The organism is Tibeticola sediminis, from assembly GCF_003843835.1.
In the GTDB taxonomy this organism is placed as follows: domain Bacteria; phylum Pseudomonadota; class Gammaproteobacteria; order Burkholderiales; family Burkholderiaceae_C; genus Tibeticola; species Tibeticola sediminis.
This window is the reverse complement of the sequence record NZ_RKQL01000003.1, coordinates 139,204-159,179: the sequence shown is the minus strand read 5'-3', so window position 1 is coordinate 159,179 and position 19,976 is coordinate 139,204. Positions and strand designations below refer to the sequence as shown.

The 19,976-nt window shown below is 67.1% G+C and carries 21 protein-coding genes and 1 tRNA gene; 9 read left to right on the top strand and 13 right to left on the bottom strand.

Annotated features, from left to right (window positions below):
* Position 1 precedes the first annotated feature (1 nt).
* From EDC62_RS07715 to EDC62_RS07705, 3 genes are read right to left on the bottom strand one after another with little or no spacing between them, the layout of a single operon-like run.
* The gene (locus EDC62_RS07715; protein ID WP_124222337.1) at positions 2 to 1,702 is read right to left on the bottom strand and encodes an ATP-binding protein; all 1,701 of its coding nucleotides are present in this window, start codon (positions 1,700 to 1,702) and stop codon (positions 2 to 4) included.
* A 33-nt stretch (positions 1,703 to 1,735) separates the two neighbouring features.
* Complete coding sequence (locus EDC62_RS07710; RefSeq protein WP_124222335.1) at positions 1,736 to 1,984, bottom strand: PP0621 family protein; 249 nt, start codon at positions 1,982 to 1,984, stop codon at positions 1,736 to 1,738.
* Positions 1,981 to 2,787 (bottom strand): cytochrome C assembly family protein, encoded by an 807-nt coding sequence (locus EDC62_RS07705; protein ID WP_124222333.1) that lies wholly within the window; start codon positions 2,785 to 2,787, stop codon positions 1,981 to 1,983. Before EDC62_RS07705 ends, EDC62_RS07710 begins: the two co-directional genes overlap by 4 nt.
* Before the next feature lie 209 nt (positions 2,788 to 2,996).
* Here EDC62_RS07705 and ffh point away from each other — a divergent pair, with 209 nt between their 5' ends.
* Complete coding sequence (gene ffh / locus EDC62_RS07700) at positions 2,997 to 4,373, top strand: signal recognition particle protein (RefSeq protein ID WP_124222331.1); 1,377 nt, start codon at positions 2,997 to 2,999, stop codon at positions 4,371 to 4,373.
* Between the two features lie 69 nt (positions 4,374 to 4,442).
* On the opposite strand, the gene miaB is transcribed toward ffh, so the two are convergent.
* The 4 genes from miaB to EDC62_RS07680 form a co-directional block, all read right to left on the bottom strand.
* Positions 4,443 to 5,795, bottom strand: coding sequence for a tRNA (N6-isopentenyl adenosine(37)-C2)-methylthiotransferase MiaB (gene miaB, locus EDC62_RS07695; RefSeq protein WP_124222329.1), 1,353 nt, complete (start codon positions 5,793 to 5,795; stop codon positions 4,443 to 4,445).
* A 110-nt stretch (positions 5,796 to 5,905) separates the two neighbouring features.
* On the bottom strand, positions 5,906 to 6,367 hold the full coding sequence (locus tag EDC62_RS07690; protein WP_245968804.1) for a hypothetical protein: 462 nt from the start codon (positions 6,365 to 6,367) through the stop codon (positions 5,906 to 5,908).
* A gap of 148 nt (positions 6,368 to 6,515) precedes the next feature.
* Positions 6,516 to 6,592: transfer RNA gene (locus EDC62_RS07685), tRNA-Met, on the bottom strand.
* A 100-nt stretch (positions 6,593 to 6,692) separates the two neighbouring features.
* On the bottom strand, positions 6,693 to 7,472 hold the full coding sequence (locus EDC62_RS07680) for an enoyl-CoA hydratase (protein ID WP_124222327.1): 780 nt from the start codon (positions 7,470 to 7,472) through the stop codon (positions 6,693 to 6,695).
* Positions 7,473 to 7,622: 150 nt separating this feature from the next.
* On the opposite strand from EDC62_RS07680, the gene EDC62_RS07675 reads away from it, so the two are divergent.
* From EDC62_RS07675 to paaK, 3 genes are all read left to right on the top strand, one after another.
* A complete protein-coding gene (locus EDC62_RS07675) occupies positions 7,623 to 8,417 on the top strand; it encodes an enoyl-CoA hydratase-related protein (RefSeq protein WP_124222325.1) in 795 nt (264 codons plus the stop codon).
* 2 nt (positions 8,418 to 8,419) lie between these two features.
* Complete coding sequence (gene paaI, locus EDC62_RS07670) at positions 8,420 to 8,884, top strand: hydroxyphenylacetyl-CoA thioesterase PaaI (RefSeq protein ID WP_124222323.1); 465 nt, start codon at positions 8,420 to 8,422, stop codon at positions 8,882 to 8,884.
* Positions 8,885 to 8,946: 62 nt separating this feature from the next.
* Entirely contained in the window at positions 8,947 to 10,248 is a 1,302-nt protein-coding gene (gene paaK / locus EDC62_RS07665) for a phenylacetate--CoA ligase PaaK (RefSeq protein ID WP_124222321.1), read from the top strand.
* 283 nt (positions 10,249 to 10,531) lie between these two features.
* On the opposite strand, the gene EDC62_RS07660 is transcribed toward paaK, so the two are convergent.
* The 5 genes from EDC62_RS07660 to EDC62_RS07640 all read right to left on the bottom strand — a co-directional run bounded on the left by EDC62_RS07660 (position 10,532) and on the right by EDC62_RS07640 (position 15,654).
* Entirely contained in the window at positions 10,532 to 11,353 is an 822-nt protein-coding gene (locus EDC62_RS07660; protein WP_124222318.1) for a lysophospholipid acyltransferase family protein, read from the bottom strand.
* Between the two features lie 21 nt (positions 11,354 to 11,374).
* Positions 11,375 to 13,171, bottom strand: a complete 1,797-nt coding sequence (locus EDC62_RS07655; RefSeq protein ID WP_124222316.1) for a M61 family metallopeptidase — start codon at positions 13,169 to 13,171, stop codon at positions 11,375 to 11,377.
* Positions 13,172 to 13,233: 62 nt separating this feature from the next.
* A complete protein-coding gene (locus EDC62_RS07650) occupies positions 13,234 to 13,680 on the bottom strand; it encodes a DUF3429 domain-containing protein (RefSeq protein WP_124222314.1) in 447 nt (148 codons plus the stop codon).
* A gap of 14 nt (positions 13,681 to 13,694) precedes the next feature.
* Positions 13,695 to 14,432 carry a DsbC family protein gene (locus EDC62_RS07645; RefSeq protein ID WP_124222312.1) on the bottom strand — a complete coding sequence of 246 codons (738 nt, stop codon included), beginning with the start codon at positions 14,430 to 14,432 and terminating at the stop codon, positions 13,695 to 13,697.
* 100 nt (positions 14,433 to 14,532) lie between these two features.
* Positions 14,533 to 15,654, bottom strand: a complete 1,122-nt coding sequence (locus tag EDC62_RS07640; RefSeq protein ID WP_124222309.1) for an FAD-dependent monooxygenase — start codon at positions 15,652 to 15,654, stop codon at positions 14,533 to 14,535.
* A gap of 167 nt (positions 15,655 to 15,821) precedes the next feature.
* Here EDC62_RS07640 and ychF point away from each other — a divergent pair, with 167 nt between their 5' ends.
* The 3 genes from ychF (at position 15,822) to EDC62_RS07625 (ending at position 17,826) form a co-directional block, all read left to right on the top strand.
* Positions 15,822 to 16,916 carry a redox-regulated ATPase YchF gene (ychF, locus tag EDC62_RS07635; RefSeq protein WP_124222307.1) on the top strand — a complete coding sequence of 365 codons (1,095 nt, stop codon included), beginning with the start codon at positions 15,822 to 15,824 and terminating at the stop codon, positions 16,914 to 16,916.
* A gap of 221 nt (positions 16,917 to 17,137) precedes the next feature.
* The gene (locus tag EDC62_RS07630) at positions 17,138 to 17,521 is read left to right on the top strand and encodes a thiol-disulfide oxidoreductase DCC family protein (protein WP_245968803.1); all 384 of its coding nucleotides are present in this window, start codon (positions 17,138 to 17,140) and stop codon (positions 17,519 to 17,521) included.
* Positions 17,518 to 17,826 (top strand): 4a-hydroxytetrahydrobiopterin dehydratase, encoded by a 309-nt coding sequence (locus EDC62_RS07625; protein WP_124222303.1) that lies wholly within the window; start codon positions 17,518 to 17,520, stop codon positions 17,824 to 17,826. The genes EDC62_RS07630 and EDC62_RS07625 overlap by 4 nt, the downstream gene beginning before the upstream one ends.
* 112 nt (positions 17,827 to 17,938) lie before the next feature.
* Here EDC62_RS07625 and EDC62_RS07620 read toward each other — a convergent pair whose 3' ends face one another.
* Positions 17,939 to 18,424: a YqaA family protein gene (locus EDC62_RS07620; RefSeq protein WP_124222301.1), complete on the bottom strand. Its 486-nt coding sequence runs from the start codon at positions 18,422 to 18,424 to the stop codon at positions 17,939 to 17,941.
* A gap of 159 nt (positions 18,425 to 18,583) precedes the next feature.
* Here EDC62_RS07620 and dusB point away from each other — a divergent pair, with 159 nt between their 5' ends.
* Entirely contained in the window at positions 18,584 to 19,624 is a 1,041-nt protein-coding gene (gene dusB, locus EDC62_RS07615; protein ID WP_124222299.1) for a tRNA dihydrouridine synthase DusB, read from the top strand.
* Positions 19,625 to 19,695: 71 nt separating this feature from the next.
* Positions 19,696 to 19,932, top strand: a complete 237-nt coding sequence (locus tag EDC62_RS07610; protein ID WP_124222297.1) for a helix-turn-helix domain-containing protein — start codon at positions 19,696 to 19,698, stop codon at positions 19,930 to 19,932.
* The last annotated feature ends 44 nt before the right edge of the window (positions 19,933 to 19,976 follow it).

Below are 19,976 nucleotides of genomic sequence, written 5' to 3'. Positions count from 1 at the left end.
GTCAGAGGGCAGCAGGAATCGGAGCGAACAGGATACGAAAGCCGTTGCCCGGCTCGGCCGAAGTTCCCGCCGGGGACGGGCAGCGTTCATAGTCGATCTGAGCTCCATGACGCGCGCAGAGCTCGCGGCAGATGTAGAGCCCCAGACCGCTGGAGCGCCTGTCGGATGAGGAAAAAGGCTCGAACAGGCGGCGCTCGATCGCCGCGTCGAGCGGTGGGCCTGAGCTCCAGACCAGCAGCCAGGCGCGCGCGTCCGAACGGCGTCCCGAGGCTACCTGAATCCGCGAGCCGCGCGCCGCATAGCGCCGGGCGTTGTCGAGCAGGTTGGTCAAGACCCGGCGCAGGTGGGCTTCGGTGAAGGCCACCACCGAGGGATTCGGATCGAGCGTGCAGTCGACGAGCCGCCCCGTTCCTTGGGTGGATTGCCAATCACCGACGATGGTGCGGACCAGCGGCTCGAGCGGCACGGTGTCGCGCAGCGGCCCCGATCGGTGATGCTCGACCCGCGCGACGTCGAGTACGTCGTCGACGGTCTGGGCGATCCGCTCGGCGTTTTGTCGGATCATCCGGGTCAACTGACGTGCCTGATCCGCGGTCAGGGTTTCTTCGAGGAGCGCGTTGGCCTGCACGATCGCGGCCAGGGGGTTGCGGATTTCGTGGGCGACCGAAGCGGACATGCGGCCCAGCACCGAGAGTTTTTCCTGACGCAGCCGAGCTTCCAGCGCGCGCAGGTCGTGCAGCAGCACCACGCAGAGGCGTTGCCCGCCACCGGCCCCCACGCTCGCTAGGCGCAGCTGAGCCTGCACCCGGGCGGGCTCGGCACCGAGGTCGGCCAGTTCCACTTCGGCTTCCGATCGTTCGCTCGTATCGGCAGCCATGAACATCCGCTCGACCTGAACCGCCAGGGGCAGCCAGGAGGCCCGGCTGGCGAGGTTGAAGCGCCGGTGGGCCTGGGCGGCATGCTCGAAGTCGAGCAACTGGGCAGCGACCGGGTTGGCCGCCTGCACTTCGAGTTGGGGATCGACGACGAGCACGCCGTGGGCCAAGCGCTCGATGATGAAGCTGTTGACCTCGGTTTGCAGGGCGGCTTGCTCGGCGCTTCGGCGCGCGGCGGCCTCCTGCCGCGTTAGCCGTCGGGTGAGTTGTTGCGTGAACAAGGCCACGATGAACAGACCCGTTCCGGTCAGGCCGGCCTGCACCGGCCCGAGGAAGGCGCTTTCCCGGCCCAGCGGCTGCAGCAGGTTCCAGCCCGCCTCCGCCAGCAGCAACAGGCTCACGGCGGCGGCTGTGCCCAGAGCGAGTCGGCGTGAGCCCAGGATGCCCGCGGTCAGAACCGGCAGCGCGAACAGCGGCGTGAGGTCGAGGTGGCTGCGTTGCGTGAGGTGCAGAAACGCCAATGCGAGCACATCGAACCCAATCAGCAAGGTTCCACGCGGATCGAGGCGACGGGCTTGGGCCCCGCCGCGCAGGCGCCAGACGAGTGCGGCGACGAAATAGAACGCCCCCGAGCCGAGCAGCAGCGCGCCGTTGTCCTGCCCCAGAGAGATCGCCATGGCCGCGAGCAGCAGCCAAACGGCGCCGACGAGGATGCGCGCGCTCATCAGCGCATTCCAGATCGAGGGCGACAGCGCGGCCAGGCTCGCAGGGTTCGGGGCTGTGGCGAGCGTGCTGCCAAACCAGGTGCTGGGGGCTTGGCTGTCCATCTTGGGTGCTCGGGCTTGGTCGGGCCCCGGGGCTCATGCGCCCTCGTGGGCTTGCCGGTGCTCGGTGCTGCAGTAAAGCCCGAGACGACCGGTGACGGCCTCGCGCTCGGGCAAATGCACGCCGCAGTGGGCGCACTGCACCATGCGCTGTGGCTGCTCGGTGCGCTGGCGTCCCGAGTTCACGGGCGTGGCTGTGCCCGGTGGCTTGCTTCGGCGGCTCAGGGAGGCGCGGATCAGCCCGATCAACGCGAGCAGGGCGAGCAAAAACAGCAAGGCCTTCATGGGCTGCGCCTCAGGATGACTTCCAGCACGAAGCGCGAGCCGGCATAGCCGAGCAGCAGGAACACGGCACCTGCGTAGATCATCTGGACCGCGCGACGCCCCCGCCAGCCCAGGCGCGCGCGGGCGGCGAGCAAAACCGCGTAGGTGAGCCACGCCAGCAGCGAGAACACGGTTTTGTGGTCCCACTTCCAGCGTGCCAGCGAGGTGCCGTAGATTTGCTCGCCAAACAGAAAACCTGCGGCCAGGGTGGCCGTCAGCAGCACGAAGCCGGCTTCGACGAAGCGGAAGGTGATGCGCTCGAGCGTCAGCAGAGGCAGTCCGACCGGAGCGCCGCCGCCGATACGCATGAGCCGTTCGGCGCGGCTCATCAAGGCGGCATGGACGACTGCGGCGCCCAAGAGCCCGTAGGCCGCGAGCCCGAGGGCCCAGTGCAGCGGCAACCAGGCCGAGGCGCTGGGGTGCAGCGGCGCGCCGGGAAAGGCCAGGGGCAGGAGGACGGTGAGGGCGCCGAGGGCCGCGAGCGGCCAACGCGCCTGCAACTGCGGATAGATTTGCGACTCGACCACGTAGACGGTGAGCACCAGCCAAGCCGTCATCGACAAGGCGGGCGCGAAACCGAAGCGCGGCGGCGCCTCCAGCAGCCCCAGGACGAGCGTCCATGCATGCAGCAGCCACGCGAGCGCGAGCCAGCGCTGGGCGCGGCCCGCGCCCGCAGCGCCGGCTCCGAGCGCTGTTGCGGCATAGACCAGCGCCGTGGCGCCCGAGAGCCAAAGGCCCGCAGAGGGCAGACTCGATAAAATCATGGGTCAAGTTTAGGGCAACGCTGAACAAGTCCCTCGCGCGTCGCGCATCCCGGCTGCGGGCGGTCTGCGTCGAAAGCAAATCCTCGCCATAGCTTCGGCTATGGCTGCGGTTTGCGCGGCGCATCCCGGCTGCAGGTGGTCTGTATGCTGAACGCTGCGCGCTGATCCTCATTCCCTCCGTCTCCACATCGGCCTCAAGGCGTTCCAACATGGCTTCTGCTCTTACTGAAAAGCTCTCGCGCCTGGTCAAACAGATCAGCGGTCAGGCGCGCATCACCGAATCGAACGTGGCCGACATGCTGCGCGAGGTGCGCATGGCCTTGCTCGAGGCCGACGTAGCGCTGCCGGTCGTGCGCGATTTCATTGCCCGCGTCAAGGACAAGGCGCTGGGCCAGGAGGTGATGGGTTCGCTCAAGCCGGGCCAGGCGCTCGTGGGCATCGTCAACCGTGAGCTTGCCGCCACCATGGGCGAGGGCGTGGCGGATCTGAACCTGGCCACCCAGCCGCCCGCGGTGATTTTGATGGCCGGCCTGCAAGGCGCGGGCAAGACGACGACCACGGCCAAGCTTGCGCGTCACCTCATCACCAAGCGCAAGAAGAAGGTGTTGACGGTTTCGGCCGACGTGTATCGGCCGGCGGCCATCGAGCAGCTCAAGACCGTGAGCGCACAGGCCGGGGCGGAGTGGTTTCCGAGCACGCCCGACCAAAAGCCGGTCGACATCGCGCGGGCCGCGCTCGACTACGCGAAAAAACATTATTTCGATGTGCTGCTGGTCGACACCGCGGGCCGGCTGGCGATCGACGAAGCGCTGATGCGCGAGATCACCGAGTTGCACGCGGTGTTGAACCCGGTCGAGACGCTGTTCGTGGTCGATGCGATGCAGGGTCAGGATGCGGCCAATACGGCCAAAGCGTTCAAGGAGGCGTTGCCGCTGACCGGCATCATCCTCACCAAGACCGATGGCGATTCGCGCGGCGGCGCAGCCCTGTCGGTGCGTGCGATCACGGGTGCGCCGATCAAGTTCGCGGGCACGAGCGAGAAGATCGACGGGCTGGAGGTGTTCGACGCCGAGCGCCACGCGGGCCGCATCCTCGGCATGGGCGACATCGTTGCGCTGGTCGAGCAGGTGGCTGCGGGCGTGGACATGGCGCAGGCGCAAAAGCTCGCGGCCAAGGTCAAGAGCGGCGCGAGCTTCGACCTCGAGGATTTCCTGAGCCAGATTCAGCAGGTCAAGCAGATGGGCGGGCTCTCGAGCTTGCTGGACAAGCTGCCGACGCAGATGGCGGCCAAGGCGAGCGAGGCGGACCTCAGCCGTGCGGAGCGTGAAATCGCGCGCAAGCAGGGCATCATCCACAGCATGACGCCGCTCGAGCGCAAGAAGCCCGAGCTCATCAAGGCCTCGCGCAAGCGCCGCATCGCGGCCGGTGCCGGCGTGCAGGTGCAGGATGTCAACCGACTGCTCAAAGAATTCGAACAGATGCAGGACATGATGAAGAAGATGCAGGGCGGCGGCCTCATGAAGCTCATGAAGCGTATGGGCGGCATGAAGGGCATCGGCGGCGGCATGCCGCCCATGCCGCGCTGAAGGGATGCCGGCGTCGTGCCCGCGTCGACGCGGCCTGTGTTTGCCTACGGCACGCTGCTGCCCGGCCTCTCAAGCGAGGGCTGTCTCGCGCAGCACCAGCTCGCCGCGCAGCGAGTGCGGCAGCGCCTGGGTGATGCGCACGTCGAGCATCTGGCCCACCAGCCGCGCGGCGTTGGGGCCGCCGTCGAAGTTCACCGCGCGGTTGCACTCGGTGCGGCCCATGAGCTCGGCCGGGTTCTTGCGTGAGGGGCCTTCGACGAGGATGCGCTGCACCGTGCCTTCCATCGAAGCGCTGATGCGGCGCATGTTGGCGTCGATGGCGGCCTGCACCTGCTGCAGCCGCGCGAGCTTGACCGCGTGCGGCGTGTCGTCGTGCAGGTTGGCTGCCGGCGTTCCGGGGCGCGGGCTGAAGATGAAGCTGAAGCTGTTGTCAAAGCCCAGGTCGTCGATGAGTTGCATGAGCTTGGCGAAGTCCTCGTCGGTTTCGCCAGGGAAGCCAACGATGAAGTCGCTGCTCAGCGCCAGTGCGGGCCGCACGGCGCGCAGCCGGCGAATGATGCTCTTGTATTCCATAGCGGTGTAGCCGCGCTTCATCGCCATGAGGATGCGGTCGCTGCCGTGTTGTACCGGCAGGTGCAGGTGGCTCACGAGTTTGGGCACGCGGGCATAGACGTCGATGAGGCGCTGCGTGAACTCGTTGGGGTGGCTCGTGGTGTAGCGGATGCGCTCGATGCCGGGAATCTCGGCGACGTATTCGATGAGCGTGGCGAAGTCGGCCACTTCTCCCGATTCGCCCATGGCGCCGCGGTAGGCGTTGACGTTTTGCCCCAGCAGTGTGACTTCCTTGACGCCTTGCTCGGCGAGGCCGGCCACCTCGACCAGCACGTCCTCGAACGGGCGGCTGACCTCTTCGCCGCGCGTGTAGGGCACCACGCAGTAGCTGCAGTATTTGGAGCAGCCTTCCATGATGGACACGAAGGCCGAGGCGCCCTCGACGCGCGCAGGCGGCAGGTGGTCGAATTTTTCGATTTCGGGGAAGCTGATGTCGACCTGCGGGCGACGCTCACGCTCGCGCGAAGCCAGCAGCTCGGGCAGCCGGTGCAGCGTCTGTGGGCCGAACACCACGTCCACATAGGGGGCGCGCTTGATGATCTCCTCGCCCTCCTGGCTGGCCACGCAGCCGCCGACGGCGATGCGAGTGCCCTTGAGCTTCTTGAGCTGCGCGGCACGGCCGAGTTCGCTGAAGACCTTCTCCTGCGCCTTTTCGCGTACCGAGCAGGTGTTGAAGACGATGAGGTCGGCCTCCTCGGGGTCGGCGGTGGGCTCAAAGCCCTCGGCGGCGCGCATGACATCGGCCATCTTCTCCGAGTCGTACTCGTTCATCTGGCAGCCGAAGGTTTTGATGAAGATTTTCTTGGCCATGGAAGGCTCCATCCGAATGCTATGAAGTTAAGAGCGACAAACGTCCATTTGACGCCGGGACTCAAAGAAAAATGCTCAAAAACCGCGCCCAGCGGTCGTCCGCGGCCCGCTCAGCGCGCGGGGAAGCCGGGTAGCTGGTGGTACGGCGTGTTGCCGTCGTCTCGGGGGGCGGTGTCAGCTTCGGACGCAAAGAGGAAGTTGCGCCCGGAACTGGCGCCGGCGCGCTTTTGCGCGGCCTCGGCGGCGTTGAGGATCCAGACCTCATGCACCAGGCCCTGCGGGTCGCGCAGGTAGTTCACCGTGAGTTCGCGTCCCGCCAGTGGCGCGGGCAGCACCAGCAGGTTGTTGACGTCATGGATGCGGGCACCCGGCGAGAGGCGTGCAGGGGCGCCGTCGAGCAGCACCTCGGGCGCGGTCTGCACCACCAGCGTGCCGCGCAGCGCGCGCTCGGGAAAGCTGCGCACCGCTTCCTGCGCCGAGCTTTGCATGGGGAAAAGCACCAAGCCCAGCGCCAACGCGCCGCTTGTTGCTACGGAAAAAGAAGCGACCAAAGCGATCATCCAGCGGTTCATGGTGTACATCCAGAGGCTGAGAAGGGAACGGACCGGCGCGCCGATTGTAGGCGGCCACATTCGTAGGCAGCCACATTCGTAGGCGGCCACATTCCGGGAAAGCCCGAAAAAAGAAAACCCGCACTGGGGCCAGTGCGGGTGGTATTGTTGGTGGCGCTTCACGGATTCGAACCGCGGACCTGTGGATTATGATTCCATCGCTCTAACCGACTGAGCTAAAGCGCCAGCAAGCTGCAAATTATAGCCAAAATTTGCGGCCTATTTGGGCGTCCACGGGTGCCCGCCATGGCTGGGCGCGGCGCGCGCCCAGGGTGGGCTGTGGGGCTCAGGCGTTGCGGAAGTTCGGGGCACGCTTGGTCAGGAAGGCGTCCATGCCCTCCTTCTGGTCGGCCGTGGCGAAGAGCGCGTGGAACAGCCGGCGCTCGAACATCACCCCGTCGGACAAACCCCCTTCGAACGCGCGGTTGACCGCCTCCTTGGCCGCCATCACCGCCAGTTGCCCGTAGCCGCAGATGGTCAGGGCCGCGGCGAGCGCCTCGTCCATCAGCTTCTCGGCCGGCACCACGCGGCTCACCAGCCCGGCGCGCTCGGCTTCTTGTGCGTCCATCATGCGGCCGGTGAGCACCAGGTCCATGGCCTTGGACTTGCCCACCGCGCGCGGCAGGCGCTGCGTGCCGCCGGCGCCGGGGATGATGCCGATTTTGATTTCCGGCTGGCCAAACTTGGCGTTGTCGGCAGCGATGATGAAGTCGCACATCATCGCCAGCTCGCAGCCGCCGCCCAGCGCAAAGCCGGCCACGGCGGCGATTACGGGCTTGCGGATGCTGCGGATGGTTTCCCAGTTGCGGGTGATGAAGTCGTCGCGGTAGACCTCATGGAACTCGAACTTGGCCATGGCGGCAATGTCGGCGCCGGCGGCAAAGGCTTTCTCGCTGCCGGTGAGCACGATGCAGCCGATGGCGGGGTCGGCATCGAACGCCTTGAGCGCGGCGCCCAGTTCGTCCATCAGCGCGCTGTTGAGCGCATTGAGCGCCTTGGGGCGGTTGAGGGTGATCACGCCGACGCGTTCGGCTTCGGTGCGCACGAGGATGTGTTCATAGGTCATGGTCTGGGTCTCCTGGAAAGGGGCTGTTCGGGTTCCGCCGGTATGGAATGCGGCCGCGGTCGAGGCACTATAGCGGCTCGCGCCCCAGGGAAAACATTGACCAACCGACCGGTCGGTCAATGGTAAATTCCCCGGCACCGAGGAGACCCCATGACCGAAGAACCCGTTTTGTTCGAGGCACGCGGCGCCGTCGCCCTGCTCACGCTCAACCGTCCGGCCGCACTCAACAGCTTCACCCGCGCGATGCACCAGGCGCTGTGGGCCGCGCTCGACCGCGCCGAGGCCGATGAAGCCGTGCGCGCCCTGGTCATCACCGGCGCGGGCCGGGGGTTTTGCGCGGGTGCCGATCTGGCCGAGTTCGACTTCACGCCCGGCCCCGACCTGGTTGCACGCGCCGACCCCGGCCCGGTGATCGAACAGGCCTTCAACCCGACGGTGCGTCGGCTGCAGCGGCTGCGCATGCCGACCATTGCCGCGGTCAACGGCGTGGCTGCAGGCGCAGGGGCCTCGCTGGCGATGACCTGCGACATCGCCATCGCCGCGCCGCAAGCCAGCTTCATCCAGGCGTTCAGCAAGATCGGGCTGATTCCCGACGCAGGTGGCAGTTGGTTCCTGGTCGAGCGGCTGGGGCTGGCGCGGGCGCTGGCGCTCGCCATGACGGGGGACAAGCTGCCAGCCACCCAGGCGCGCGATTGGGGGCTGATCTGGGACGTGGCCGAGGATCCGCTCGCCGCCGCGCTGGCCCTGGCCGAGCGGCTTGCGCAGATGCCCACGAAGGCGCTCGTGGCCACGCGCGCGCTGCTGCGCGAGGCGGGCACGCGGACACTCGATGCCCAGCTCGACGCCGAGCGCGACATGCAGTCGGCGCTGGGCCGCACGCACGACTACATCGAGGGCGTGATGGCGTTCCGTGAAAAGCGCAGCCCGAACTTCAAGGGAGCCTGAGGATGAGCCACCCACATTCACTCGACGAAGCAGCCGCGCGCGCTTTGGCCCAGCGCGTGGGCCAGGCGATGTTCGCCGCCGACGTTGCCTCGCGCGAAACCATGGGCATGGAGCTGCTCGAATGCGCACCGGGCCGTGCCGTCATGCGCATGACGGTGCAGCCGCTGCACCTCAATGGCCACCGCATCTGCCACGGCGGCTTCATCTTCACCCTGGCCGATTCGACCTTTGCGTTTGCCTGCAACAGCTACAACAAGAACGCGGTGGCCGCGGGCTGCAGCATCGAGTTTCTCAAGCCTGCCCACGAGGGCGACGTGTTGACCTGTGAGGGCGTGGAGCAGGTGCTCAGCGACCGTCATGGCATCTACGACATGACCGTGCGCAACCAGCACGGCCAGGTCGTGGCGCTGTTTCGCGGCAAGAGCGCGCAGATCAGCGGGACCGTGCTGCCCGAGGCCGGCGCCTGAACCCGCCGGCCGTACCCACGCTCACGCCCGACCCCAAAACAAGGACCGAGGAGACGACCCCCATGACCGAGAGCACCTTCCCGCTCGAGCCGATCGAGCGCGCGAGCATCGACGAACTGCGTGCCCTGCAGCTCCAGCGCCTCAAAGCCACGCTGCACCACGCCTATGCGAATTCCCCGGTCTACCGGGCGAAGTTCGACGCCGCGGGCGTGCACCCCGATGACCTGCGCACGCTCGAAGACTTGGCGAAGTTTCCGTTCACGACCAAGAAAGACCTGCGCGACCACTACCCCTTCGGGATGTTCGCCGTACCGCGCGAGCAGTGCGTGCGCATCCATGCCTCGAGCGGAACCACCGGCAAACCGACCGTGGTCGGCTACACCGCGCGCGACATCGACACCTGGGCTGGCGTGGTCGCCCGCAGCATCCGCGCCGCCGGTGCGCGCCCAGGCGACATGGTGCATGTCAGCTACGGCTACGGCCTGTTCACCGGTGGCCTCGGCGCGCACTACGGCGCCGAAAAACTGGGCCTGACCGTGGTGCCCTTTGGCGGCGGGCAGACCGAGCGCCAGGTGCAGCTGATCCAGGATTTCCGGCCCGACATCATCATGGTCACGCCGAGCTACATGCTGGCGATTGCCGACGAGGTCGAACGCCAGGGCATCGACCCACGCACGCTGTCGCTGCGCATCGGCATCTTCGGCGCTGAACCCTGGACCAACGACATGCGCCGTGCGATCGAGGAGCGCATGGGCATCGACGCGGTGGACATTTACGGTCTGTCCGAGGTGATCGGCCCGGGCGTCGCCAGCGAGTGCGTCGAAACCAAAGACGGCCCGACCATCTGGGAAGACCATTTCTACCCCGAGATCATCAACCCCGACACCGGCGAGCCCGTCGCCGACGGCGAAATGGGTGAACTCGTGTTCACCAGCCTCACCAAGGAGGCGCTGCCCATCATCCGCTACCGCACGCGCGACCTCACACGGCTGCTGCCCGGCACCGCGCGGCCGATGCGGCGCATCGAAAAAATCACCGGCCGCAGCGACGACATGATGATCGTGCGGGGCGTCAACGTCTTTCCTTCGCAGATCGAGGAACTCATCCTCAAGCGCCCCGAACTCGCGCCGCACTACCAGTGCATCCTCACGCGCGAGGGCCCGCTCGACAACCTGCGCGTGGCGGTCGAGACGCGGCCGGGCGTGTCCCCCGAGAGCATCGAGGCGCGCGCCGCGGCCAAGATGCTGCAGCACGAGATCAAGGTCTATGTCGGCAGCAGCGTGGAAATCGAACTGCGGGCCGAAGGCGGGGTCGAGCGCAGCCAAGGCAAGGCCAAGCGCGTCGTCGATCTGCGGCCGAAGTGAACCTATTAAGGCAACGCTGAACAAGTTCCTCGCGCGCCGCGCATCCCGGCTGCGGGCGGTCTGCGTCGTTGCAAATCCTCGCCATAGCTTGGGCTATGGCTGCGGTTTGCGCCTCGCATCCCATCCCGCGGCCGGGCGCGCGCCATCGCAGGAACTTATTCAGCATTGCCTTAACCCGTCCCTCGCGCGCCGCACATCCCGGCGGTGCGCCTTGATGCAGCGGTATCCGGCGCTTTTTTGAATTTTTCACCCAGATTCCGGCGTGAAATGGCGCTTGTCTGCTCTACTTTTTGATATTGACCGGCGTGGCGCGAAGCGCGCGCACCTGTGCGTGCAGCGTTTGCGCCCAGGCGTGGCGGGTCTGCTCTCCGGCGCTGTGCGGGGTGCCAAAGCGCACGACGGCCGTGATCGTCGGTTCGCCGAGCGTGCGCAGCACCGAGGCCAGCAGCGTCTCATCCCCCACGTAAGCGGGGTGGGTGCTCGGTTGCCCGTCGGCCCCGAGGTAGATCAAGCCGACCGGAATGGCAGGGGCTTTTCGATCGATCGCGGCCTGGAGCAGATTGGGGTGAAAGGGCAGCACGTCCCGCCCGTCGCTCGTCGTGCCCTCGGGGAATACCGCCAGGACTTCACCGTTGTCGAGGGCTTCGGCCATCCGTTGCACGGTGCGGTGGGCGTCGCGGCGGGATTGGCGCTCGATGTACAGCGTGCCAGCCGCGCTGGCCAGCCGCCCGAGCACCAGCCATCGCGCGACTTCGGACTTCGCGACGAAACGGCAGTGCCGGGTCGCGTGGATCACCAGAATGTCGAGCCAGGACACATGGTTGGCGACCAGCAAGGCCGGCCCGAGCGCCGGTGGCGCGCCTTCGACCCTCAGCCGGATGCCCCAGAGCTCGAGCAACTGCGCGGCCCAGGCTTGCACCCGGGCCTCGCGGTGCGAGGGCGCGAGCCGCGGAAAGCGCCACAGCACGGTGGCCAAACCGCGCAGCACATGGATCAGCCCGAGCAACAGCCGCCGCGCCGTGCGTGCGCCGCGCCGCAGCGCCGACGGGATCCGGGCAGATCGCGCAGGGCGGTGCGTCGATGGGGAGCGGTCGGCACGGGCCATCGCGGGCGGGGGCTCAGCCTCTCAGCCGGTGGCTGTGGTGCGGGCTGGCACAGCGCCCAGCCAGCGATGCGCCGCATCCGCATCGGCCAGCCGCAGCCGCACGGTCTGCGTGTTTGGCGGGATGTCGATCGGCAGCCGCAGCAAGCGGCCGTCACGCGATACCCAGGCCACGGCCGAGGCGGCATCCGGGCGGAGGTGGAGCGTGAGCTCGTCGAGCTTGTTCAGGCGCCACGCGCCGCCTGCAGTTTCGCCCACGCCTTCGATGCCCAGCCACTCGTCACCGGCCGCCAAGCCCGCGCGTTCGGCCACGCTGCCGCGCAGGACGGCGCTGAGCTTGACCGTGCCGCCGGACTCCGAGGCGCGCACGCCCAAGCGCTGCGCCCAAGAACCGGGTTCGGCCAAGGTTTCGACGCCGTGTCTCTCGAGCAGCGCCGACAGCGGCAACTCGTCGGTCCCATGCACCCAGGCGTCGAGCTCGGCGGCGTGGTCGCGGGCGCCGACCTCGGCCAGCGCGGCGCGCACATCCGCCTCGTCGATCGGGCCGCCGCGGCTGCGGCGCCACAGCATGCGCAAAACGGCGTCGAGCGACCCTGCGCCTTCGGCCCGCAGGCTCAGGTCGAGGCACAACCCGACCAAGGCGCCTTTGGTGTAGTAGCTCACCGTCGCGTTGGGCGTGTTCTCGTCGGGCCGGTAGTATTTGATCCAGGCATCGAAGCTCGCTTCCGCCAGCGACTGCACCCGGCGCCCGGGCGTCTGCTGCACCTGGTTGATCGTCTTGGCCAGCAGCTTCAGATAGGTTTCGTCGTCGATCAGGCCGGCGCGGCGCAGCAGCAGGTCGTCGTAATAGCTCGTGAAGCCCTCGAAGAACCAGAGCAGATCGGTGTAGTTCTCGCGTGCGTAGTCATAGCGCTCGAAGGCACGCGGCCGCAAGCGCTTGACGTTCCAGGTGTGGAAATACTCGTGGCTGATGAGGCCCAAGAGCCCGACGTACCCCTCGTTGGCCAGTGCCGCTTCGCCCAGCCGCGGCAGGTCGCGACGGGCACACATCAGCGCCGTGCTGTGGCGGTGTTCGAGCCCGCCGTAACCATCGGCGCTCGCGCGCAGCAGGAAGACATAGCGATCGTGCGGCGGCCGACCCCGCGGATGCCAGAACCGGATCGCCGTGCTGCAGATGCGTTGCGCGTCGGCCAGCAGGCGCTCGCCGTCGAAGTTGGCGCTCGCGCCGCTCACGACGAAGCGGTGTTTCACGCCGCAGGCGTCGAACTCGCCGCTCCAGAAGTCGCCCATTTCAACCGGGCTGTCGGCCAATTCGTCGTAATCGGCGGCGGTGTAGCGGCCAAAGCCCCGGGCGTCGACCCGCACGGGCCGCAGCGCGGTCGCGACGCGCCACCGACGCGCGCCGTCTGGGGCCACGATCTGCAGCTCGTGGCGGCACGCATCCGCCGCGCCCTCGACCCGCAGACAAAGGCTGGTGGCATTGAAAAATCCCCGCTCGGCATCGAGCCAGGCCGCCCGCACCGAGGCATCCCGCGCCCAGACCTGGTAGTGCAGCAGCAGCGGTCGGCTCGGGTCGCATTCGATCGTCCAGCTGCATTTGTCTTCGTGGATCACACGGCACGCGCGGGCGCCTTGTCGGGCCTGCAAGCCCTGTAGGTGTCGCGCAAATTCCCGCACCAGGTAACTGCCCGGAATCCAGACCGGCAGCATCACGCGCTGCTCGGCGGCGGGTCGAGGGACGGTCAGCGTGACCTGAAACAAATGGTCGTCGCGGTCGGCCGCTTCGACCCGATAGTGCAGGGCTTCGTTGGAATGCTTCATTCGAGATCCGGCAGTGGGGCGCGCCCAAAGGCGGCGGGTTCGTCGGCTCAGCCTCTCAGACCTTATGTGGCGCCCGCGCCCAGCAGGCAGGCGAGGGTGGCGACCCCGGTGAGGTGCAGCCGCATCGGCAGCCAGGCTTCGAGTCCGGCCTGACGCCAGGTTCGCCGGTCGACGAGATAGCAGCCGACGAGGATGAACGCCAGCAACGGCAGTCCGGCAAAAGGCGGCAGCAACAGTGCGAGCCACGCCAGCAGCGGAGGAATGATGCCCCAGACCAGGTGCAGATGGCGCACGCGGGCATGCTCGCTGGCCAGACGCAGCCCCACGCCCCAATGGATGCCTCCGAGGAACGAGACGATCGCGGCGCCGTAAGCCGCGAGCGCGAGCGCCACGAACGGCACCAGGGCTGGGTCGACGATCCACAGCAGCAGCGCCAGCAGTACGAAGGGAATGAGGCCCGCGTAGCCCAGGCGCTGGATCAGTCGTTCGGTGGGGTCGGTGGCGTGCATGCGTCGGTCTGGGTTCAGCGTTTGCTGCTCGCCTCGCTCAGGCGTTTTTCGAGTTGGGCGGCGCCCACCGCGCCGGGTACCCGCGAGCCGTCGGTGAAGAGCACCGTTGGCGTTCCCGTGATGTGGTGCTGACGACCGAATTCGAGGTTGCGGCTCAGTGCCGCGGTGTCACAGCTCGCGCCAGCCGGCGGGGTGTTGCGCTGCATCCAGTCTTCCCAAGCCTTAACGCGGTCTTTGGCGCACCAGATGTTCTTGGCTTTCTCGGTCGAATCTTTGCCGAGCACCGGGTAGAGGAAGTTGTAGATGGTCACGTTGCTGATTTTCTGCAGGTCTGCCTCGAAGCGCTTGCAGTAGGGGCAGTTCGGGTCGGTAAATACCGCCATCTTGCGCGAGCCGTCACCCCGGGTCACGACGAAAGCGTCCTTCAGGGGCAAGGTCGAGAAATCGACCGCGCTGAGTTTTTCAAGCCGCTCTTCGGTTAGGTTGCGGCGCGCGCGGGTGTCGACCAGCGCACCCTGGATCAAGTAATTGCCTTCGGCGTCGGTGTAGAGGATGTCGTTGCCTTGCAGCCGCACTTCCCAGAGCCCGGGCATCGGGGTTTTGCTGACCTCTTCGATCTTCGGCAGATTGGCCAGCCGTTCACTGAGGTTTTTGCGGATGGTCGCTTCCTGAGCGAGCGCGCCGCCCGCGAGGCAGAAGCCGAGCGCCGAGAGGATGAGCGGTCGGACGAGCGTGTGGAGAGAAGGGTGCATGGAAATCCAGTTCAAAGAGGAGCGAAGGAAGCGGAATGAGCAAGGCAGAAGGCCGGGCGCTGGGTGCTGCGCCTTCGCCCAGGCGAGCGGCGAGCGACCGTCAATGGGGCGGCAGCGTGCGTGCACCGTCGAGGTTGATGGCACGCCGCGCCACCCATTGTTTGATCCAGCCGCTGCGGTCAAAGCCGCCGAGCCCGCGGTTGCGCAGCGTGCGAGCCCACTCGCCGGGCGTGGTGAACAGCCGCTGGATGGCATCCGTGACGCCCGAGGTGACCCACACGTCGGCCGCGCGGGCGCGCTCGTAGCGCCGCAGCAGTTTCGGGTCATCGAGACTGCGCCAGTATTCGCGCTCATGAATGACCCGCGCCAACTCGGCCGCATCGGCCAAGCCCAGATTCAGGCCCTGCCCGGTCAGCGGGTGCACGGTGTGCGCGGCATCGCCGGCCAGGGCCCAGCCGGGACCGACCCAGCGCCGCGCGCGGGCAAGTTGCAAAGGCCAGTGCCGTCGCGGCGCCACCAGGGTCAAGGGACCGAGTCGCCCGTGGCTGGCCGCTTCGAGGGCCTGGCAAAACGCGTCGTCGGGCTCGGTTTCGAGGGCGGCGGCGCGGGCTTCGCTCATCGACCAGACGACCGCAACCGTGTCGCCCTGCGGGCCGTCCAGCGGCAGGAAGGCCAGGATCTCGTCGCCATCGAACCACTGCCAGGCGGTTTGGCCGTGCGGACGTCCGCGAACGCGGGTGGCCACCGCGTGCTGACCATACGGGGTGACGTCGAACTCCACGCCCAACTCGGCGCGGCTCTGGCTGGCACGGCCTTCGCAGATCACCGTCAGCGTCGCTGGCACCGGCTCGCGGACCACCTCGATGCGGGGCTGGAACCGAACCGCATCGGCCAGCAAGGCTTCGAGTGTGGCCACGTCGGCAATCCAGGCGAGCGCCTCGGTGCCGAGTTCGAGCGCATCGAAATCGACCGATCCTCGGGCGTCGCCACACACCCGCATGTGCGTGACCGGTGTCGCCGCGGTGGGCGCGGGCCAGCACCGCAGCGATTCGAGCAGCGCGCGCGAAGCGGCATTGAGGGCGTAGGCGCGCACGTCGGATCCGGTCGCCGCCTGCGCCGGCGCGACGAGCGCCACGCGCAGCCGCTCGCGCGCGAGCAACAAGGCCAGGGTTCGCCCGACGATGCCAGCGCCGCGGATGCAGATGTCATGGGTTGCAACCATGAGCGCGATTGTAGAAGCGAGCGGCCATGAGCCGCCCTCGCCCGGTCGCAAGTCCCATGTCCGGACCCCGTCTTTCCCGAGCGTCGCCCGCGAAGGTGGTCCTTGGGCGTCCGATTCGGGCGCGCCGGTAAAATTTTGAACTTTGTGATTTCGTTCGAAAGTTTTCCATGAGCCTCAAATGCGGCATCGTGGGCCTGCCCAATGTGGGCAAGTCCACCCTTTTCAACGCGCTGACCAAGGCCGGCATCGCCGCTGAAAACTACCCGTTTTGCACCATCGAGCCCAATGTCGGCGTGGTCGAGGTGCCCGATCCGCGGCTGGCGAAGCTGGCGGAGATTGCGCACCCCGAGCGCATCGTGCCGGCCATCGTCGAGTTCGTCGACATCGCTGGCCTGGTGGCCGGTGCCAGCACGGGCGAGGGCTTGGGCAACAAGTTCCTGGCGCACATCCGCGAGACCGACGCCATCATCAACGTCGTGCGTTGCTTCGAGGACCCCAACGTCATCCATGTCGCGGGCCGCGTCGACCCGATCGCCGACATCGAGGTGATCCAAACCGAGCTGTGCCTGGCCGACCTCGGCACGGTGGAAAAAAGCCTGCAGCGCTACACCAAGGCGGCCAAGAGCGGCAACGACAAGGAAGCCGCCAAGCTGGTGCAGGTGCTCACCAAGGTGCAGGGCGCGCTCGACGAAGGCCGCCCGGTGCGCACACTCGAACTCAGCGATGAAGAACGCGCACTCATCAAGCCGCTGTGCCTGATCACCGCCAAGCCCGCCATGTTCGTGGGTAACGTCAGCGAAGACGGCTTCGAGAACAACCCGCTGCTCGACCGCCTCAAGGACTATGCGGCCACGCAGAACGCGCCGGTGGTGGCGATTTGCGCCAAGATGGAAGCCGACATGGCCGATATGAGCGACGAAGACCGCGCGCTGTTCCTCGCCGAAATGGGTCAGGACGAGCCGGGCCTCAACCGCCTCATCCGCGCGGCGTTCAAGCTGCTGGGCCTGCAGACCTATTTCACGGTGGGCGTGAAGGAAGTGCGCGCCTGGACCATCCACATCGGCGACACCGCCCCGCAGGCGGCGGGCGTCATCCACGGCGACTTCGAGCGCGGCTTCATCCGCGCCCAAACCATCGCTTACGAAGACTTCATCGCCTACGGCGGCGAGCAGGGCGCTAAGGACGCCGGCAAGATGCGCGCCGAAGGCAAGGACTATGTCGTCCAAGACGGCGACGTGATGAACTTCCTCTTCAACGTCTGACGGGCGTTGCGGATGCCCTTCCACGGGGCGAAAGCGATTCCTGGGATCGGCAGCGTTGCCCTAACGTCTGGTCGAACGGGATTGGAGATTGAGCCCATGAAAACGGTGGGCATCATTCTTTGAGACACTCCACCGCAGATGCTTCGACTGCGACCACCGACTCAGCCCATCACGACATGGAAAGAAACGCCGATACAGCAGTGCCTCCCTCTTGCGAGGGAGTGACCGTTCTGTTCGACGGCGCCTGTCCCCTGTGCCGACGCGAAGTCGGGCTGTACCAACGGTTGCGCCCCTTGAAACCCGTGAGCTGGCTGGACGTCAGTGATTCGGCTGTCGACCTCTCGGCTGCAGAGCGCGCGCGCTACCTCGCACGCTTTCATGTCCGTCACCCGGACGGCCGCGTCCTGAGCGGCGCGCAAGCCTTTGTCGCTCTGTGGCTGGTCCTGCCGGGTTGGCGCTGGCTGGGACGCCTCGGTGTTCTACCTGGCGTGACGCCCGTGCTCGAGATGTTCTACCGGCTGTTCCTGAAAATTCGCCCGCGCCTGCAGCGGTGGGCGCGAGCAGCGTCCCGCCTGACCACCTGCCCACGGAGGAGCGATCCTTGACGAAACTGGAAGGCGCCAGCCTGAGCGCCGCCCTGGCCCAGTTGCCTGCCTGGGCGTTCGATGCGCAACGCCATGCCATCCATCGTGCGCTGCGCTTTGCCGATTTCAACGCCGCCTTCGGGTTCATGACCCGTGTCGCCCTGGAGGCCGAACGCCGCAATCACCACCCCGAGTGGCGCAATGTCTACCACCGGGTGTCCATCACCCTGACGACGCACGACGCCGGCGGCCTGACCCTGCGGGACGTGGATTTGGCGCGCTGGATCGACGCGGCAGCGCTCACCGCAGGCGGCGAGCCCGACTGAGCGCTGAGCGTGCTCGGGCTGGGTGGGCCGATCCGAGCGCAGCGTTGTCTGACCGTCTTTTCGGGCTGGACCCGGGGTAAAATGGTCTTTCTTTGCTCTCAAAAAAGGACCGTCAAAGCCCATGAGCCGCGCCGGGAAAGGCGTGGAGCAGGCCGGCTGTCATGACCAGGTAACGCAGGAACTTGCCGACAGCCATATAGCCCAGGCAGGGCCAGAAGGGCATGCGCAGCCACCCGGCCACGGCGCACAGAGGGTCGCCGATACCCGGCAGCCACGAGAGCAGACAGGCTTTGGGCCCGAGCCGCTCGAGCCATTCGAGCGCTTTGAGGTGCACCCGCGAATGGCGCACGCGCTCGACCGCGCGGTTCGTGCCCCAGCCCATCCACCAGTCGAGCGCCCCGCCCGCCGTATTGCCCGCCGTGGCCACCAAAATCGCGGGCCAGAACAGATCGGGGTTGAGCTTCACGAGGCCAAACACTGCGGGCTCCGAGCCCAGCGGCAGCAGCGTGGCCGAGACGAAGGACACGACGGCCACGGTGCTCAGGCCGTACTCGGGCAGCGCCAATAGCTGCAGCAGATGGTGGAGCCAGTCGGGCATGGTGAGCCTAGGATAACCCCTTCCGGAGGCGCGGCACGAGCCAAGGTCACCCGGCTGCTTGGGCGGTTTGCTGAAAAATGAGGCAGTACAATCGCACCCCTACGCCCTCGCCCACCGCCGCCGCCCGCGGCCCGCTCCGCTTCCTTCGTCCACCCGTCCATGCGCATCGGCCCTTACACCTTGGCCAACGCCCTGTTCGTCGCGCCCATGGCGGGGGTGACGGATCGGCCGTTCCGGCAGCTTTGTCGCGCGTTCGGCGCGGGCTATGCGGTGAGCGAGATGATCACGTCGCGCCCCGATTTATGGCAAAGCGTCAAGACGCAACGGCGCGCCGACCACCGCGGAGAGAGCGGGCCGATCGCGGTGCAAATCGCCGGCACCGAGCCCGCGCTGATGGCGGAAGCCGCGCTTTGGAACATCGACCGCGGCGCGCAGATCATCGACATCAACATGGGCTGCCCAGCCAAGAAGGTCTGCAACAAGTGGGCGGGCTCGGCGCTGATGCAGAACGAAGCGCTGGCGCTGGCGATCATCGAGGCGGTCGTTGCGGCCTGCGCGCCGCGGGGCGTGCCCGTGACGCTCAAGATGCGCACCGGTTGGTGCGAGGCGGAGAAAAATGCGCTGCGGATGGCGCGTGCCGCCGAAAGCGCGGGCATTGCGTTGCTGACCATACACGGACGCACGCGCGATCAAGGGTATCGCGGTGTGGCCGAATACGACACCATCGCCGCGGTCAAGGCGGCGCTCGACATCCCGGTGGTCGCCAACGGCGACATCGACAGCCCCGAGAAGGCGCGTGCCGTGCTGCGTCACACCGGCGCCGATGCGCTGATGATCGGCCGTGCCGCGCAGGGCCGGCCTTGGATCTTTCGCGAGATCGATCATTTCCTGCGCACAGGCACGAGGCTCGCCCCGCCGCTCGTGGTCGAGGTGCGCCGCGCGCTGCTCGAGCATCTGCAAGCGCATTACGCGTTTTATGGCGAGTCTGCGGGTGTACGGTCGGCACGCAAGCACATCGGTTGGTACGTGCGCGATTGGCCCGGTGCGGAGGCGTTCCGGGCGCACATGCTCAGCCTCGAGACGGCCGATGCCCAGTACGCCGCCGTCGCGCAGTATCTGGACGAATTGGCTGCGCAATCCGAACGCCTGTGGCCCGCCACGAACCCAAGCCGCGTCGAAATCTGTTCCGAAACCGCATGAGCACAGTGCCGAGCTACGGTGCAGACAGCTGGAACGCTTCGCGCCGCTGGCTGCATGAAGAAGAGACCCCTATGAGCCACCCCAGTATCGAAACCTGTATCCGCACCAATCTGGCGACCTATTTCGCCGATCTTGGCGACACCGAGCCCGGCGCGCTCTACGACATGGTCGTCAAAGCCGTCGAGCGGCCGCTGCTCGACGAAGTGATGCAGCGCGCGGGCCACAACCAGTCGCGCGCGGCGCAGTGGTTGGGCCTGAACCGCAACACGCTGCGCAAAAAGCTGCTCGAGCACGGCCTGATCGAATGAGAGGCTGAGTGCGCGCACCCCGTTCCTTTTCCTGACTCCAACCC

Bases quoted from the DNA above. Each gene is read 5' to 3' on its own strand.
- EDC62_RS07715 (WP_124222337.1), bottom strand. From the start codon at position 1,702: ATGGACAGCCAAGCCCCCAGCACCTGGTTTGGCAGCACGCTCGCCACA.
- EDC62_RS07710 (WP_124222335.1), bottom strand. From the start codon at position 1,984: ATGAAGGCCTTGCTGTTTTTGCTCGCCCTGCTCGCGTTGATCGGGCTG.
- EDC62_RS07705 (WP_124222333.1), bottom strand. From the start codon at position 2,787: ATGATTTTATCGAGTCTGCCCTCTGCGGGCCTTTGGCTCTCGGGCGCC.
- ffh (WP_124222331.1), top strand. From the start codon at position 2,997: ATGGCTTCTGCTCTTACTGAAAAGCTCTCGCGCCTGGTCAAACAGATC.
- miaB (WP_124222329.1), bottom strand. From the start codon at position 5,795: ATGGCCAAGAAAATCTTCATCAAAACCTTCGGCTGCCAGATGAACGAG.
- EDC62_RS07690 (WP_245968804.1), bottom strand. From the start codon at position 6,367: ATGAACCGCTGGATGATCGCTTTGGTCGCTTCTTTTTCCGTAGCAACA.
- EDC62_RS07680 (WP_124222327.1), bottom strand. From the start codon at position 7,472: ATGACCTATGAACACATCCTCGTGCGCACCGAAGCCGAACGCGTCGGC.
- EDC62_RS07675 (WP_124222325.1), top strand. From the start codon at position 7,623: ATGACCGAAGAACCCGTTTTGTTCGAGGCACGCGGCGCCGTCGCCCTG.
- paaI (WP_124222323.1), top strand. From the start codon at position 8,420: ATGAGCCACCCACATTCACTCGACGAAGCAGCCGCGCGCGCTTTGGCC.
- paaK (WP_124222321.1), top strand. From the start codon at position 8,947: ATGACCGAGAGCACCTTCCCGCTCGAGCCGATCGAGCGCGCGAGCATC.
- EDC62_RS07660 (WP_124222318.1), bottom strand. From the start codon at position 11,353: ATGGCCCGTGCCGACCGCTCCCCATCGACGCACCGCCCTGCGCGATCT.
- EDC62_RS07655 (WP_124222316.1), bottom strand. From the start codon at position 13,171: ATGAAGCATTCCAACGAAGCCCTGCACTATCGGGTCGAAGCGGCCGAC.
- EDC62_RS07650 (WP_124222314.1), bottom strand. From the start codon at position 13,680: ATGCACGCCACCGACCCCACCGAACGACTGATCCAGCGCCTGGGCTAC.
- EDC62_RS07645 (WP_124222312.1), bottom strand. From the start codon at position 14,432: ATGCACCCTTCTCTCCACACGCTCGTCCGACCGCTCATCCTCTCGGCG.
- EDC62_RS07640 (WP_124222309.1), bottom strand. From the start codon at position 15,654: ATGGTTGCAACCCATGACATCTGCATCCGCGGCGCTGGCATCGTCGGG.
- ychF (WP_124222307.1), top strand. From the start codon at position 15,822: ATGAGCCTCAAATGCGGCATCGTGGGCCTGCCCAATGTGGGCAAGTCC.
- EDC62_RS07620 (WP_124222301.1), bottom strand. From the start codon at position 18,424: ATGCCCGACTGGCTCCACCATCTGCTGCAGCTATTGGCGCTGCCCGAG.
- dusB (WP_124222299.1), top strand. From the start codon at position 18,584: ATGCGCATCGGCCCTTACACCTTGGCCAACGCCCTGTTCGTCGCGCCC.
- EDC62_RS07610 (WP_124222297.1), top strand. From the start codon at position 19,696: ATGAGCCACCCCAGTATCGAAACCTGTATCCGCACCAATCTGGCGACC.